At 64.0% G+C, this 13,592-nt stretch carries 15 protein-coding genes; 7 read left to right on the top strand and 8 right to left on the bottom strand.

Annotation, left to right across the window (positions count from 1 at the left end; all coding sequences use genetic code 11):
• Together ABIE35_RS09795 and ABIE35_RS09790 are read right to left on the bottom strand one after the other, a co-directional pair.
• A complete protein-coding gene (locus tag ABIE35_RS09795; protein ID WP_354514480.1) occupies positions 1 to 414 on the bottom strand; it encodes a hypothetical protein in 414 nt (137 codons plus the stop codon).
• Between the two features lie 156 nt (positions 415 to 570).
• Positions 571 to 1,326 carry a BNR-4 repeat-containing protein gene (locus tag ABIE35_RS09790; RefSeq protein WP_354514478.1) on the bottom strand — a complete coding sequence of 252 codons (756 nt, stop codon included), beginning with the start codon at positions 1,324 to 1,326 and terminating at the stop codon, positions 571 to 573.
• 116 nt (positions 1,327 to 1,442) lie between these two features.
• On the opposite strand from ABIE35_RS09790, the gene ABIE35_RS09785 reads away from it, so the two are divergent.
• From ABIE35_RS09785 to ABIE35_RS09775, 3 genes are all read left to right on the top strand, one after another.
• Positions 1,443 to 2,222 (top strand): SDR family NAD(P)-dependent oxidoreductase, encoded by a 780-nt coding sequence (locus tag ABIE35_RS09785; RefSeq protein WP_354514477.1) that lies wholly within the window; start codon positions 1,443 to 1,445, stop codon positions 2,220 to 2,222.
• A 166-nt stretch (positions 2,223 to 2,388) separates the two neighbouring features.
• Positions 2,389 to 4,113: a sigma-70 family RNA polymerase sigma factor gene (locus ABIE35_RS09780; protein WP_354514475.1), complete on the top strand. Its 1,725-nt coding sequence runs from the start codon at positions 2,389 to 2,391 to the stop codon at positions 4,111 to 4,113.
• Positions 4,114 to 4,206: 93 nt separating this feature from the next.
• Complete coding sequence (locus tag ABIE35_RS09775) at positions 4,207 to 4,638, top strand: hypothetical protein (protein ID WP_354514473.1); 432 nt, start codon at positions 4,207 to 4,209, stop codon at positions 4,636 to 4,638.
• Here the strand turns inward: ABIE35_RS09775 and ABIE35_RS09770 are convergent.
• Positions 4,628 to 5,701, bottom strand: coding sequence for an FUSC family protein (locus ABIE35_RS09770; protein ID WP_354514471.1), 1,074 nt, complete (start codon positions 5,699 to 5,701; stop codon positions 4,628 to 4,630). The two genes, ABIE35_RS09775 and ABIE35_RS09770, sit on opposite strands and share 11 nt — an antisense overlap.
• Positions 5,702 to 5,834: 133 nt before the next feature.
• Between ABIE35_RS09770 and ABIE35_RS09765 the strand changes: the two genes are divergently transcribed.
• Positions 5,835 to 6,305, top strand: coding sequence for an SRPBCC family protein (locus ABIE35_RS09765; RefSeq protein WP_354514469.1), 471 nt, complete (start codon positions 5,835 to 5,837; stop codon positions 6,303 to 6,305).
• On the top strand, positions 6,302 to 6,817 hold the full coding sequence (locus ABIE35_RS09760; RefSeq protein WP_354514467.1) for a GNAT family N-acetyltransferase: 516 nt from the start codon (positions 6,302 to 6,304) through the stop codon (positions 6,815 to 6,817). The genes ABIE35_RS09765 and ABIE35_RS09760 overlap by 4 nt, the downstream gene beginning before the upstream one ends.
• A gap of 11 nt (positions 6,818 to 6,828) precedes the next feature.
• Here ABIE35_RS09760 and ABIE35_RS09755 read toward each other — a convergent pair whose 3' ends face one another.
• Genes ABIE35_RS09755 through ABIE35_RS09745 form a run of 3 tightly spaced genes read right to left on the bottom strand, consistent with a single transcriptional unit; the run spans position 6,829 to position 8,808 of the window.
• A complete protein-coding gene (locus tag ABIE35_RS09755; RefSeq protein ID WP_337340723.1) occupies positions 6,829 to 7,248 on the bottom strand; it encodes a VOC family protein in 420 nt (139 codons plus the stop codon).
• Between the two features lie 9 nt (positions 7,249 to 7,257).
• Entirely contained in the window at positions 7,258 to 7,881 is a 624-nt protein-coding gene (locus ABIE35_RS09750) for an FMN-binding negative transcriptional regulator (protein WP_354514465.1), read from the bottom strand.
• 6 nt (positions 7,882 to 7,887) lie between these two features.
• Positions 7,888 to 8,808: a DMT family transporter gene (locus ABIE35_RS09745; RefSeq protein ID WP_354514463.1), complete on the bottom strand. Its 921-nt coding sequence runs from the start codon at positions 8,806 to 8,808 to the stop codon at positions 7,888 to 7,890.
• Here ABIE35_RS09745 and ABIE35_RS09740 point away from each other — a divergent pair.
• Positions 8,807 to 10,222, top strand: coding sequence for an aminotransferase-like domain-containing protein (locus ABIE35_RS09740; RefSeq protein WP_354514461.1), 1,416 nt, complete (start codon positions 8,807 to 8,809; stop codon positions 10,220 to 10,222). The genes ABIE35_RS09745 and ABIE35_RS09740 overlap by 2 nt on opposite strands.
• A gap of 153 nt (positions 10,223 to 10,375) precedes the next feature.
• Here the strand turns inward: ABIE35_RS09740 and ABIE35_RS09735 are convergent, their stop codons facing one another.
• Positions 10,376 to 12,001 (bottom strand): MFS transporter, encoded by a 1,626-nt coding sequence (locus ABIE35_RS09735; RefSeq protein ID WP_354514459.1) that lies wholly within the window; start codon positions 11,999 to 12,001, stop codon positions 10,376 to 10,378.
• A 229-nt stretch (positions 12,002 to 12,230) separates the two neighbouring features.
• Complete coding sequence (locus tag ABIE35_RS09730) at positions 12,231 to 13,055, bottom strand: putative protein N(5)-glutamine methyltransferase (RefSeq protein ID WP_354514457.1); 825 nt, start codon at positions 13,053 to 13,055, stop codon at positions 12,231 to 12,233.
• 285 nt (positions 13,056 to 13,340) lie between these two features.
• Between ABIE35_RS09730 and ABIE35_RS09725 the strand changes: the two genes are divergently transcribed.
• Positions 13,341 to 13,574, top strand: a complete 234-nt coding sequence (locus ABIE35_RS09725) for a hypothetical protein (protein ID WP_354514455.1) — start codon at positions 13,341 to 13,343, stop codon at positions 13,572 to 13,574.
• Positions 13,575 to 13,592: the final 18 nt, after the last annotated feature.

Here is a 13,592-nt window from a genome sequence, read left to right as displayed (position 1 = left end):
CTAACCCCTCGGCGAGGAAATCAGCGCCACGACCTCCGTTTGGTAGGCCTGCGAGGACGTCATGGATCCCCGGAACCAGCACACTGCGTGAACCGAGGGATCGCCCGGGACCACCATGGGCCTGAGATTGTCCACCGTGGATCCCTCCGTGATGGCTTCCCATGTCCAGCCGGCGCCTGAATCGGTCGTGATGCCCCGGTAGATTTCATAGTGCGCAGTGGTGGCACCCGTCCGCGGATCCACAGGCGTGGAGATGTACACGCGATTCAGGTCATAAGGGTCCACGGCACCCAGTCCGGTGTAGTCCTGCTCGTGCGGCAGCAGGCCGGGACCGGCGACGGCGAGCGGATGAAGCTCCCAGCGCGCGCCATCGAAGCGCGCGTAAAGCAGGCGGTGATCGTCGACGTCGAGCATTTGCTCCCGCTGCAGCGGCCCGTTGACGTCGTTGGCCCGGCAGGTGACGATGGCAGCCAGTTCCGTGCCCTGCCGGCGCAGGTCAGTAGTCCAGCCGTGGGTGAGGACATCGCCGTCGAGCGTTGTTCCGGCTTCAAAAACTGTGGTGAGGGCAGACTAGTCGATGCCCGCCGAGCCGATCAGCGGCCTGCTGACCACGTTCCCGGCAGCGTCGTGGAGAGCGTCGTTCTGGAGATAGCCGTGGTAGATGCTGTTGTTGAAATCGCGCGGATGGTGGTCCGTGGTGATGAGGTCGATGCGGTCTGTCCCGTTGTCCACATAGCGGGTGTAGCCATTGACATAGCCGATCTTGGGACGCGTGAAGACCTTGCCGCCGTAGGTCCAGTTGCTGCCGTGGTCGTCCGAGATCATCAGCGTGGGATCGTCGTTGATGGCCCGGACAAAGTTGTAGACCCGGTCCTCCTGGCTCAGATGATGCAGGTTGGAGTAGGTGGCGCCACGGCCGTCGGCCAGTTCGGACCAATCGAATTGCTGCTCCGGCTCCCATTCGGAGGCGTCGTGAGGGCGTGTCGAAATCCGCCACCGTGAGTAGTTGTCCGTCTTGTGCTTGGCATACATCGCTACGTAGCGACCATCCGGACGGATCAGGAGTGCCGGGGCATTGTGGTCGTCGGACTCCAGCCGGTGGTGAAGCACATGGACGTGGCTGCGGCCGGTATCAAGATCCAGGGCCGCGATTTCTATGTTTCCGCCGCGTTCTGCGCCCCCAGGCCCTTCCGGCGAGGCCACGGAACCGAGCAGCAAGGTGTTGTTGGCGGGGTCGATCAGTGCGCGCTCATCCTGGAACCAGCACCAAGCGCCGTTGTTGTTGAGGAGTAGCGGCACCCGCTGGGGTGGGACGGCGTTGACCATGGGAATCCTTTGCATCGTTTCAAAGCCATCTTACTCACCGAGGTGGCAGATTTCCCGCGGGCATCGTCATTCAGTGGCATCTCGGCGCGGGCCGGAGACCCGGCTAGTCTTGGCGCATGACGACACGAGCCAATGAACTCACCGCGCTGGTCACCGGGGCAACGGCCGGGCTCGGTGCCGAATTCGCGCGCCAGTTGGCCGAAGCCGGACATCACTTGGTCCTTGTGGCCCGGGATGAACAACGTTTGAAGGCCAAAGCAGAGGAGCTCGAACGCGACTTCAGTGTCTCGGCGGAGGTCCTGTCCGCGGACCTGACTACCGACGTCGGGATTTCTGCAGTGGCGGATCGCTTGCGGGACGCTGCCCGTCCAGTGGACGTGTTGGTCAACAACGCCGGCATCGGACTCCTGAAGTCGTTCGAAAGAAACGACGTGGATGAGGAACGACGGCATCTTCGGCTGCATGTCCAGACCCCCATGGAGCTGTGCCACGCGGCCTTGGAAGTCATGCTGGCCCGGGGGACGGGCCGGATCATCAACGTAGCGAGCGTCGCCGCTTTTGCCAACCGCGGCACCTATTCGGCGGCCAAGGCGTGGCAGGTGACATTTAGCCGGTGGGCGAACGTCACGTACGCCAAGTCCGGCGTTCAGGTCACTGCCGTCTGCCCGGGTTTCACGCACACCGAATTTCACGACCGTATGGGAATGGACAAGTCCGTGGCTCCCCGTTTCCTGTGGCTCACTGCCGAGCGCGTGGTGCGTGAAGGGCTGGAGGACAACGCCAAGGGCAAAGGCGTTTCCATTCCGACGCGCAGGTACAAGGTGGTCAGCTTCTTCGCCCGCATCCTTCCAGCGCAACTTACGTCCGGACCGCCCAGGCGGCCGCTGGAGCCGTAAGCCTGCCAAGTGTTCACTTGGTGGGCTTCCGGATTTACGCTGGGGCTGGAGTGCGGCACCGGGGCGCGGCGGCTGTACTGGGGCTACAGCAGCGTGGCTCCGCAAAAGAGGCCCGTGGGAGCCTCGTTTGCCCGTGAACGGGGCCGTGTCCGAAACGGATAGCGGCATGGGAACAGCACCGGCGGACAGCAACGGGCGCCACGGAACGGGCTTTGGCGGTGATGGCAACGTGGCCGTGGCTGACAGCGACATGGATTTGGTCCGTGAGGTTCGCGCAGGCAATAGTACTGCGTTCGAGGCGCTCTTCGAGAGGCACCAAGGGACGGCGCGGAAGGTAGCAGCGGCGCAGGTGGATAACTTTGCAGACGTTGACGACGTCGTGGCAGACGCTTTCGCTTCCGTTTACCAAAGCATCACTGCGGGGAAGGGGCCAGACACCTTCTTCCGCGCCTACCTGCTGACTGCCGTGCGGCGTTTTGCCTATCACGCTAATCGCGGGGCGTCGCGTACCCGCCCTACCGCTGAGTCGTTCGTGTTGGATTCGGCGGTGTTCCATGATGATCCTGCCGTGGCCCACTTCGAATCCAAGGCCGTTGCCCAGGCATTCCGTTCCCTGCCTGAACGGTGGCAGGAAGTCCTTTGGTACGTTGACATCGAAGGGTTGAAGCCGGCTGCTGCTTCGACGTTGCTCGGTTTGAACCCCAACGGCGTTTCCGCCCTGGCGCTTCGCGCGCGGGAGCGCCTGCGCCAGGTGTACTTGCAGAACCACATCACGTCATCCGCTGGAGATGACTGCGAAGAATACTCGGCGCAGTTGGGTGCCTACGCCCGCGAAGGTCTGAGGCGGCGCAGCCAGGACAGGGTGCGGGCACATCTTGAGGGCTGTCCCAAGTGCACTGCCTTGCTGCTTGACCTCAACGATGTGCAGTCAGCCATGCGGGCTGTGGTCTTCCCGTTGGTAGCAGGAGCAGCGTTTACCTCCGTCTTCCCTGCGCTTGCGGCCGCGGGCGCAGGAACAGGGGCGGGCGCCGGCTTGGTGCACGGCATGCCGCACAAGGAGATGGCCTTCTTCTTGAAGGTAGGCGCTGGAGTGATGGCCGTGGCAGCAGTGTCGGTGGGCGCAGCCGTAGCGTTGAGTGGGGCAGTGTCAAACAAGGCTGAGGTACCAGTGGCGGAGGTATCTCCTACCGCTCAAGGGCAAGTTTCTTACGGTCCTGATCCAGCCGCCGGGGAGCAGGATCAGCCTCAATTTCCGGCCCCCAATGAGCCATCCAGCGGAGCGGTAGAGAAGCCTGCCGTGTTTCCCTTTCCCGTACCAACCAAACCAGCGCCCAGCGGGCTTCCAGCCCCCTCGCCGTCCCGGAAGAATCCACTGTTTCCGACGTTCGCACCGACGGGGCCGCCAACTCTCCCGGCACTGGTTCCGCTCCCGAGCGCAACCCCGACCCCAACCCCAAGCCCGACCCCAAGCCCAACTGCCACCCAAACGCCCACGGCCACGCCCAGCCCAACTTCCACGGCCACGCCATCGCCGGCGCCCGCAGTGACTGCCGCGTTCCGTGCTGAACCAGGGACCACTGCCTCGGATACCAACATCACCATCGCCTTCACCCTCCAGTCCGGGACGGTGCCCTCCAGCGCGGAAGTCGTGTTCGCAATTTCTGCCGGCGCGGACATGATCCCGGGCAAACTGATCGAACCGGCAGGCTGGAACTGTTCGTCGGATGACGCTGCCACCAGGCAATTCCGGTGCAGCAGCACTGCTGTTGACCCTGCTGCGTTGGAATTCCTGCTGGGCGTCTCCAAACAGGACGAAGGGGAAACAGCCACCCTTGACTACCAATTCAGCGGCACCGGTATTGAGACGGTCACATTCTTCAACACCTTCTAGCGCGCTGTCCGGGCTCTGCGGGTGACTTGACCAGGGCGGATGCAAGGGGCCGGGTTACTATGTCACTTCATTCAAGCCTGAGGGGGCAGAGCTATGAAGAACGGATTTTTGGGAATGGTGGCAGCCATATTCGCTACTGGACTGCTGCTGAGCGGCTGTTCCGGTCCCAGCAGCACGGGCCTCCAGGCCTTGGAGCGGGCAGAGGCTGGGACGGACAGCCTCCCGGCGGACGTCGACCTCCACGAAACAGACCTGGACAAGGTGCTCCTAGCGGCTGAGTCGAATGGAAAGAAGTACTTCCTGGGGCAGGACAACCAACGCCGAAACACGTGCTTGGTCGCCGTAACCACGGACCCGCACTCTTGGCATGCCGGCTGCACTGATTCGACCCAAGGCGAGATGCTGAGAATCAGCGGTCCCGACCAGAAATCGGCTGTGTTGGTGTCCGACGGCTATGACACCAAACAGCTTGAGGCGAGCGGGTTGACGAAAATCCACCCGAACATCCTGGTAGTCACGAACTGACCCTGCTGCGTGGAGCCCGGACCAGCACCGCCACCGCGATGCCCACCACCGCTCCCACGAATGTCTCGATGGCACGCTCCATCACCAGTACGCCCGGATCCATGGGGGCCGCGAGTTGGGCGATCAGCAGGATCACGGGAGTGAAGAACACCATGGCCCACCCGTAGTGCCGCGCCATGAAGAGCTCGGTAGGGAACTGGCACAGGACCACCAGCACTGCCAACACCACGGCGGTGTGGCCCGGGAAGTACTGGAGCGGCGACAGCGGGCTGGGGAAAAGTACGACGGCGACCACCGCCAACCCGAGGAACGTCCCCACGATGCGGTGGATGCCCCGGTGGACGCGGCTGGGGAGATCGGCGCCAGCGAGGGGCACGGCAGCGGCGGCCATGGCCCAGTGCGGATGGCCGCTGCCGCTGAGGATTCCGATGGCCCCGGCCACGCTGACAGCGAGGGCATAGCGCACAGCATGAACCATGGCCGCCTGGACCAATGGTCCCTGCCGGAGGGGGCCGCGGAGAACGGGAACGTCGCGGACGGCGCCGGACTCCCACCCACGGTGCCGGAACCACCCGGCGAAGCCAACCAGCAGCGACAAGGCGGCGGACGCAGCCCCGATGAGCACCGCCGTCGTGAGTGGGACGTTGGTTGGCACCGAAGCGCAGGCGCCCAGCGCGAGGATGCCAAAGAACGGGCCGATGGGCTTGAGGCGGACGGCATCCGCATACAGGGATCCAGCTCCGGCGAACAGGGTGGCCACCAGCACCAGCCACCAGGAGTGGATGTGGTGGACGGAAAGGAACACACCGATGGTCAGCCCACCCACCAGGAACAGGGCGGCCTGGGCTTGGTGCTTGAGCCTGAGCTGATGCGTTTCGTTTCGCCCGTACATTCCCGTCAGCGCACCGAACACGGCGTACATCATGAGGTCCGGACGGCCGATGAGGACGAGGACCAGCCCCGGCACCGCGACACTCAGGGCGACGCGTACGGCCGAGAGGCGATCGTTATTGGCAGGGCCAAGACGGTGGAGTTCGCGGGCATGGGACATGATGGCGGGCACGGGAAACACCACCAATCATCAGAGGGACTCCATTGAAAATTATCAGGAGGTCCAGCCGGCCCGCCATTAGCCCGGTCACAAGCCGTAGCGGGATGGGGCACACGGAGCCGGGAAGGTCTGGGAAGATCAAGGTATGCCCGTCGCTTTCGTCTGCCGCACCCGCTCCTCCATGCCGCCGCAAGAGCTCTTCGATCTTTCACGCAACATCGAAGCCCACGTGGGGTCCATGACCAAGAGCCGTGAGAAGGCAGTGGACGGTGTCACCACTGGATTGATCTCCGAAGGTGAGACTGTCACCTGGCAGGCCTGGCACCTGGGAGTCCGGTTCCGCATGACCAGCCGCATCACACGGATGGAGGCGCCGGCGTCGTTCTCTGACGAACAGGTGAAAGGCCCCTTCAAGTACCTGCGCCATACGCACGAGTTCCGGCCCGACGGCAGCGGCACACTCATGGTGGACACCATCGAATTCGCTGCTCCCTTCGGACCGTTGGGCCGCTTGGTGGAGAAGCTGGTCCTGGGCCGCTACATGCAAAACCTGATCGAGAAGCGCAACGAATTCCTGGTTGCCCAGGCACCCCCGGCGCTGGACACCCGGCAATGATCAGGCTCGCGCATGCGGACGATCTCCTGATTCTGCAGGACATCGAGCGTGCCGCGGGCCAGGCTTTCCGGGCGCTGGGAATGGACTCCGTAGCGGACGACGAACCGCTCTCCATCGATGAACTCCAGGGTTACGCCGCGGCCGGCCGTGCGTGGGTTTACGTTGACGGGCTCGACTACCCGGTGGCGTACCTTTTGGCGGACGTCGTCGACGAGGCCGGGCATGTGGAACAAGTCAGCGTCCATCCGGACTACGCGCACCAAGGCCTGGGCCGTGAGCTCCTGCATGCCGCGCGCGTCTGGACACGGGGCCATGGAATGCAGCGGCAAACCCTGAGCACCTTCCGGGATGTGCCGTGGAACGCTCCGTACTACCGTCGCCTTGGCTTTGAGATGCTCGACGCCGGAAGCTGGGGTCCGCAATTGACCCGCCTGATGGAGCATGAGGCTGAGCTGGGCCTGACGCGCTGGCCGCGGGTAGCGATGTGGCGTCCGGCTGTCCCTCCCAGGTAGCCCAAGCACAGTCAGTCTGCCACCAGCTCCACCTCGTAGCTGTCCGTGTTGAGCAGGTACGCAGCGTAGTGGTCCGGGCCGCCGGCGTGCGGGTATTTGGACTCGAACATCTCATACCAGCCTGCGTCCGCGCCGAGCGCCCTGATCCGGTCCACATTTTCGCGTGTGCCTGCGTGGAAGGCCACATGATTGACCCCCGGATCAGTGCGGCGGTGGGTTGTTGCAGTGGCGGCATCCGTCTGCTCCACCACAACGTAGGTGCCGCCAAGCTTCCAACTGCACCCCGTGGGCCACTCCTGGAAGGGCTCGTAGCCGAGCTCGCCCAGCAACCAGCCCCACTCTTCCCTTGCCCTCTCAAGGAACGGCACCCAGATCTCCAGGTGGTGGATGGACCCCTTGGGTTTTGGGGATTCCGAAGCAACCTCACGCATTCGCCGAGTCTACGAGGTCCGCGCGCGTTCCACATCGGCTGCGCTCGCCGAGTCGCCACGGGCCCGGAGTCCCGCGATGACTCCGTCAACATCAGCCGGAGTACGGTTCTGGCTGAGTTTCGTCTTCGCTTCCACCCGGGTGATGACGAGTTCGACGCCGACAATCGCCTTCAGCTGCCCGGCAATGAACCGCTTGGGTGCTTCGTCAACTGTCCAGGGTTTGGGCATGCCGGCCTCATGCTGGTTGGACAGGCGCCGCACGTGCCGGCCCAACCAGTCGGCGTCGTCATGGATCACCAGCTCGCCGTACACATGGGCGGTGGAGTAGTTCCAGGTGGGCACCACCCGGCCGTGTTCGGCTTTGGAGGCGTACCAGGACGGCGAGATGTAGGCATCGTTGCCCTGCACGATCATGAGGGCCTCGCCGGTTGCAGCTGAAGACCACTGGGCGTTGTTGCGGGCCATATGCGCGTGCAGGGCACCGTGCCCACCGATCGAGGGTTCGTAGACGAAGGGGAGCAGCGTGGCGAGCAAGCCGTCCCCGGTCATGGTGACAAGGTTGGCAGCCCCGGTGTGCTGGAGCAGCGATTCAACGGCTTCGGGGGAGGGGGCAAAGTGTGCCGGCGTGTACATGGGTTCCTACTTCCTGAGCCGGACGCGGACGGCGGCACCGGCGCAGACGATGACCGCGAGGCCACCCACTACGGTGGTCCACGTCATCGGTTCGCCCAGGAGGAGGCCGGCCCACGCGATGCTCATTACGGGTTGGACGAGTTGGATCTGGCTGACCTGGGCCATGGGCCCGATGGCCAGGCCGCGGTACCAGGCGAAGAAGCCGAGGAACATGCTCACCACACCGAGGTAGGCGAAGGACAACCACTGGAGCGGTGTGGCTTGTGGCATGCCGGAGCCCAGGGAAACGAGGGTCAGCAGGATCATGACGGGGGCAGCCACCACCAACGCCCACGAGATGGTTTGCCATGAACCGAGTTCGCGGGCGAGCAAGCCGCCCTCCGCGTAGCCAATGGCTGCCGCAATCACGGCCCCGAGCAGCAGCAGGTCGGCCCAGTGCAGCGAGCCAAAGCCGCCGGATTGAACCAAGGCAAAGACCAGGGCGGCAACAACGCCCACGGCCGTGAGGATCCAGAAGAGCAGCCGGGGGCGTTCACGTCCCCTGATCACCGCAGCAGTCGCCGTGGCCGCAGGCAGCAGCGCAATGACGATGGCTCCGTGGCTTGCGGAAGTACTGGTGAGCGCAAAGGTCGTCAGCAGGGGGAACCCCGCCACAATTCCGCCGGCCACCACCGCCAAGCGGATCCACTGTGTGCCTCGCGGAAACCGTTGCCGGGTGAGGGCCAGTGCGAGTGCGGCAAGGAGCGCGGCAACGACGGCTCGGCCCGCTCCGATGAACAGGGGAGACATGCCCTCCACAGCTACCCGGGTGAGGGGAACGGTGAAGGAGAAAGCGACGACGCCGAGGAGGCCCCACCAGATTCCGGTCGACGTCCGGGTGGATACCACTGGCCGCAAAAGTGTAGTAGCGCTACTATTAGGACTCATGAACCACGATAGCAGTTCCCGGATTGTCTCGCGAGTAAAAGAGTGGATCGCAGGGGCAGCCCCGGGGGCCAAGCTGCCATCAACGCGCCAACTCGTGGCCGAGTATCAGGCCAGCCCGGTGACAGTGCAGAAGGCCCTGAGGACACTCACGGCACAAGGGCTGATTGAAAGCCGTCCGGGCGTCGGGACCTTTGTACGGGCCTACCGCACGGCCAGGCCCGCGGACTATGGCTGGCAAACAGCGGCCCTGCGGTCAGCCCAAACGGCGCGACCCCTGAACTCTGCCGCCATGCGGAGCGCTTCCAACGACGTCATTGCGTTCCACTCCGGCTACCCCGACCGCGAACTTCTCCCGGAACGGCTGGTCCGCGCGGCACTGACGCGTGCCGCAAGGGGAGACGCCGCCCTGTCCCGGCCTCCTGCACAGGGCCTTCCGGAACTGCAATCCTGGTTCGCGCAGGAGCTCAGCACCTCAACGCCGGTGGGTGTCACTCCGCCCCAGCCGAGCGACGTCGTGATTCTTCCCGGCAGCCAGAGCGGACTGAGCTCGATATTCCGCGGGCTGGTGGGCCACGGCCAGCCGCTGCTGGTGGAATCGCCCAGCTACTGGGGTGCGTTGCTGGCCGCCGGTCAGGCCGGCGTGAACGTCATTCCCGTTCCCAGCGGCCCGGAAGGCCCCGATCCGGAAGAGCTGGACCGGGCGTTCGAAGAATCGGGTGCGCGGTTGTTCTACGCGCAGCCCAACTTCGCAAATCCCACAGGAGCGCAATGGTCGGCCGGGCGCGGGGAAAAGGTCCTGCGGATCGTCCAGCGCCACGGAGCTTTTCTCGTGGAGGACGACTGGGCGCACGACTTCGGCATCACGGCCCCGTCCGTTCCGCTCGCAGCCAAGGACGATTCCGGCCACATTGTTTACATCCGGTCACTGACCAAGAGTGTTTCGCCGTCCGTTCGCGTTGCGGCGATCATCGCCCGGGGCCCCGCGCGCGAACGCATCATGGGCGCGCAGGCTGCCGAGTCCATGTACGTCAGCGGCCTGCTTCAGGCTGCAGCGCTCGACGTCGTCACGCAGCCCGGGTGGCAGACGCACCTTCGCGGCCTCGGCCATCAGCTGCAGTCCCGCCGGGACCTCCTGGTCACCAGCCTCAGGGAGCACGTTCCGCAGGCGCACCTCAGCCATCTGCCCAAAGGCGGCCTGAATCTGTGGTTGCGCATGCCGGACGGGTTCGACGTCGAGCAACTCACCAAGGACTGCGAGGCGGCCGGGGTGCTCATCGCAGCAGGCACGGAGTGGTTCCCGGCAGAACCCGAGGGACCGTACGTCCGGCTCAACTACGCCGGGCCCAACCCGGGCGCATTCCCGGAAGGTGCCCGGATCATGGGTGAGGCGGTCAAAGGCTTGCTGAGGGCCTGAGGCGGGCGGCGGCGTCGAACGCTTCTTGGTAACCCTGTTAACAGTCGTAGCCACCAACCTCAAGGAGAGCGCCTTGGGGGTGGTGGCTACGGTGGGCGGCAAGCTGCCGCGAACTAGCTGGATCGCTGCGCAGAAGTTGCAGGCAAAGAGTTCCTAAGCGGGGGTCAGGTCCTTATTGCCTTTGCCGAACACCGCGTCATCAATGGGCTGGCCGTCGAACGGCATCTCGTCCAGGTTGATGAGCGGGTTGGTGTCCTGAGTTGCTACAAGCTCGCGTGCTTCAGCCTGGGTGTCCACGCTGGGCATGGAGCCCGGCAGCGGACGCTGGGCGGATTCACGCAGGAAGTAGATGGCGATGGCGCCCACAATGGACGTGGCCATCAGGTAGTACGCCGGCATCATGTCATCGCCGGTGCCCTCGATCAGGCCCTGGACGATGAACGGGGTGGTTCCACCGAAGATCGCCACCGAGAAGTTATAAGCGATGCCCATTCCGCCATAGCGGCTGGACGTCGGGAACAGCGCCGGCAGGGCCGAGGCCAGGTTGGCGATGTAGAACGTCACAGGGAAAGCGATCAAGGCAAGGCCGGCCAGCGTGGACCAGATCTCGCCAATGCCGATCAGCATGAACGCAGGTACCGAGAAGACGATGGTGCTGCCTGCGCCTACCCACAACACCGGACGACGTCCGATGCGGTCAGAGAGCTTACCGGTAAGCGGAATGCACACGGCCATGATCACCAGGACCGGGATGGTCAGCAAGGTGCCGTGGACGGGGTCGTAGCCCTTGGAATCCGTGAGATACGTGGGCATGTAGGAGGTCAGTGCGTAGCCAACAGTGTTGGCAGCTGCTGCCAGGATCATGGCCAGCACGATCTGGCGCCAGTAGGCCTTGACGATACCAATCGGGCCCTTGGCGACTGCAGCGTCCTGTGATGCTGCATCCTTGGCAGAGGCTTCCTGGGCGTCCAGGGTGGCCTGGAACTGGGGGGATTCCTCGATCTTGCTACGGAAGTACACCGCGATGAGGCCCAGCGGACCGGCGATCAGGAACGGAATCCTCCAGCCCCACTCCTCCATGGCGGCCTGTCCCAGCGTGAGCTGCAGGACCGAAACCAAGGCGGCGCCGAGGGCGAAGCCAATGTAGCTGCCCATATCAAGGAAGCTGGCAAAGTAGCCGCGGCGCTTGTCCGGGGCGTACTCGCTGACAAAGGTGGTGGCACCGGCGTACTCGCCACCGGTGGAGAAGCCCTGGATGAGCTTCAGGATGACCAGCAACGCGGCCGCCCAGATACCGATCTGCGCATAGCCGGGAAGGAGGCCGACGGCGAACGTACTTGCCGCCATCAGCATCAGTGTTGCTGCGAGCACCTTCTGGCGGCCAACCTTGTCGCCCAGCCAACCGAACACCACGCCACCGAGGGGGCGGGCGATGAAGGTTGCGGCGAAGGTGCCCAGAAGGAAGAGAGTTTGGACGGACTTGTCTGCTTCCGGCAGGAAGACAGGGCCCATGGTGGTGATGAGGTAGCCGAACACGCCGACGTCGTACCATTCCATGGTGTTGCCGACGATCGTGCCGCCGAGTGCTTTGCGCAGCATCGGCTTGTTCACCACGTTGACGTCGGACTCTTTGAGCCGGCGCTTCGGGCGAAGCTTCGTTTTCTTCGTTGCGTTCTTTACTGCATCTGTGGCGGCCGGGGTTGGGCCTGCCAATACCTGGGTCCCGGTGGCGTTCCTTGCGCCATCCGGAGAGACGGTGTTGCTTTGGTCTGTGGGCATTTGGGCTTCTCCTAGGGAGGTCATTTGCTTGCGACTTCTGCTGCCCCGCTCTGGGCAGGGTTTCAATTTTACGGGTTTTGGCTCGAAAACCCGAGTTGAGATCGGATTTTTGGGCCGTTTGAGGGTGCAATTTGCCTAGGTGTGTTGCATCTCATTGCCCGTTCTTGCCCCGCAATCATGCGGATCCGGAGCCATTTTTGCCCTCCGGAGCACCTTGTTACCAAATTGTTTAGCTACACCCACGTAACGGGGCTGATTCGGGCCTAAAAGCTGACGGATCGGCTGAACCGAGGACTACCGTCGCGTCCAGATCCTCGTTCAAAACCACTCTGGGGATCAAGCCGGCCCCCGCCATAATCCCGGCCGTCCCGGACGCCTGTGTTTCCGACGTTTCCACCAGCAGCGATCCACCCGGTGCCAACCACGCAGCCGCCCCCTGCGCAACCCGACGCTGGACGGCCAAACCGTCAGCGCCGCCGTCGAGCGCCACCAGCGGTTCATGAAGCCGTGCTTCCGGCGGCATCATGCCGATGGACTCCGTGGGAACATACGGCGCGTTCGCGAGCAGCACGTCCACGCGCCCCAGGAGTTCACGGGGGAGTGCTCCAAAGAGATCGCCCTGGTGGACCCTTCCGCCGCGGGGCTCAACGTTGCGGCGTGCACAGTGGACCGCAGCGGGGTCGATGTCCGCCGCGTGCAACTCGCAGTTCCCCAGAAGGTCGCTCACAGCCGCACCTACTGCCCCGGAACCACAGCAGAGGTCGACGACGACGGCACCTGGCTTGCCGATCAGGGTCGCCTGGTGCACCAGGAACTCCGTTCGACGCCGCGGTACGAACACGCCGGGTCCCACGGCCATGCGCGTCCCGCAAAACTCAGTCCAGCCCACAATGTGCTCAAGGGGCTGTCCACCGACTCTCTGTTCCACCATGCGGTTGAGCTCGTCCGGATGATTGGCGGCGTCGATGATGAGGCGGGCCTCGTCCTCCGCGAAAACGCAGCCCGCGGCACGAAGCGTGCTGGCGATGGATGCTCTCCGGGTCACGATTGCCATGCTAGCCGAGGAAGACTGGTGGGTCGGAAGGTGAATCGGTGGAAGCAGCTGCAGGTGAGGGGTTCACAAATCTGCCGGGACTTGGTTAGGGTATGAAGCATGGGAACACTGATTTTTGAGTAGACCGGCCTCTGCCCGTTACGGCACAGCCGAGTTTCACCTGACAAAAATCCACGCCTGTTGAGGCCCTGCCTCCATGCCGTTCCCGTTCCCGACGCCTTTTTCCCGAACCGCAACGACATGGGATACGTGTCTCTTCAGGCCTCAGACTTAAGGAGTCCACGAATGACTGCCAACCCTTCAGATAACAAGACCCCCGAAACCCCGTCACCGGAGAGCTCAGCCAAGACTCCAGTGTCCGGCGGCATCAAGTCCAAGCTGACCGACGCCCAAAAGGCCATGTTGGCCAGCAAATCCGGGGGCGGTGCACCGGCCGGCTGGCAGAGCACCGGCAAGGGGCACAAGCCCACCTCCGCCAGCGGCAAGCAGGCCAAGACCGAGAAGAAGGTCCGCTGGTAAAACCTGCGGACAGGCACA

It is taken from the genome of Paenarthrobacter sp. 4246 (assembly GCF_040546855.1).
Taxonomy (GTDB): Bacteria; Actinomycetota; Actinomycetes; order Actinomycetales; family Micrococcaceae; genus Arthrobacter.
Note: the sequence above shows the minus strand (reverse complement) of the source record. Positions and strands in the feature narration are given on the sequence as shown.

Coding starts and splice junctions, on each gene's coding strand:
- ABIE35_RS09795 (WP_354514480.1), bottom strand. CDS start 414: ATGCTCGACGTCGACGATCACCGCCTGCTTTACGCGCGCTTCGATGGC.
- ABIE35_RS09790 (WP_354514478.1), bottom strand. CDS start 1,326: ATGGTCAACGCCGTCCCACCCCAGCGGGTGCCGCTACTCCTCAACAAC.
- ABIE35_RS09785 (WP_354514477.1), top strand. CDS start 1,443: ATGACGACACGAGCCAATGAACTCACCGCGCTGGTCACCGGGGCAACG.
- ABIE35_RS09780 (WP_354514475.1), top strand. CDS start 2,389: ATGGGAACAGCACCGGCGGACAGCAACGGGCGCCACGGAACGGGCTTT.
- ABIE35_RS09775 (WP_354514473.1), top strand. CDS start 4,207: ATGAAGAACGGATTTTTGGGAATGGTGGCAGCCATATTCGCTACTGGA.
- ABIE35_RS09765 (WP_354514469.1), top strand. CDS start 5,835: ATGCCCGTCGCTTTCGTCTGCCGCACCCGCTCCTCCATGCCGCCGCAA.
- ABIE35_RS09760 (WP_354514467.1), top strand. CDS start 6,302: ATGATCAGGCTCGCGCATGCGGACGATCTCCTGATTCTGCAGGACATC.
- ABIE35_RS09755 (WP_337340723.1), bottom strand. CDS start 7,248: ATGCGTGAGGTTGCTTCGGAATCCCCAAAACCCAAGGGGTCCATCCAC.
- ABIE35_RS09750 (WP_354514465.1), bottom strand. CDS start 7,881: ATGTACACGCCGGCACACTTTGCCCCCTCCCCCGAAGCCGTTGAATCG.
- ABIE35_RS09740 (WP_354514461.1), top strand. CDS start 8,807: ATGAACCACGATAGCAGTTCCCGGATTGTCTCGCGAGTAAAAGAGTGG.
- ABIE35_RS09745 (WP_354514463.1), bottom strand. CDS start 8,808: ATGAGTCCTAATAGTAGCGCTACTACACTTTTGCGGCCAGTGGTATCC.
- ABIE35_RS09735 (WP_354514459.1), bottom strand. CDS start 12,001: ATGCCCACAGACCAAAGCAACACCGTCTCTCCGGATGGCGCAAGGAAC.
- ABIE35_RS09730 (WP_354514457.1), bottom strand. CDS start 13,055: ATGGCAATCGTGACCCGGAGAGCATCCATCGCCAGCACGCTTCGTGCC.
- ABIE35_RS09725 (WP_354514455.1), top strand. CDS start 13,341: ATGACTGCCAACCCTTCAGATAACAAGACCCCCGAAACCCCGTCACCG.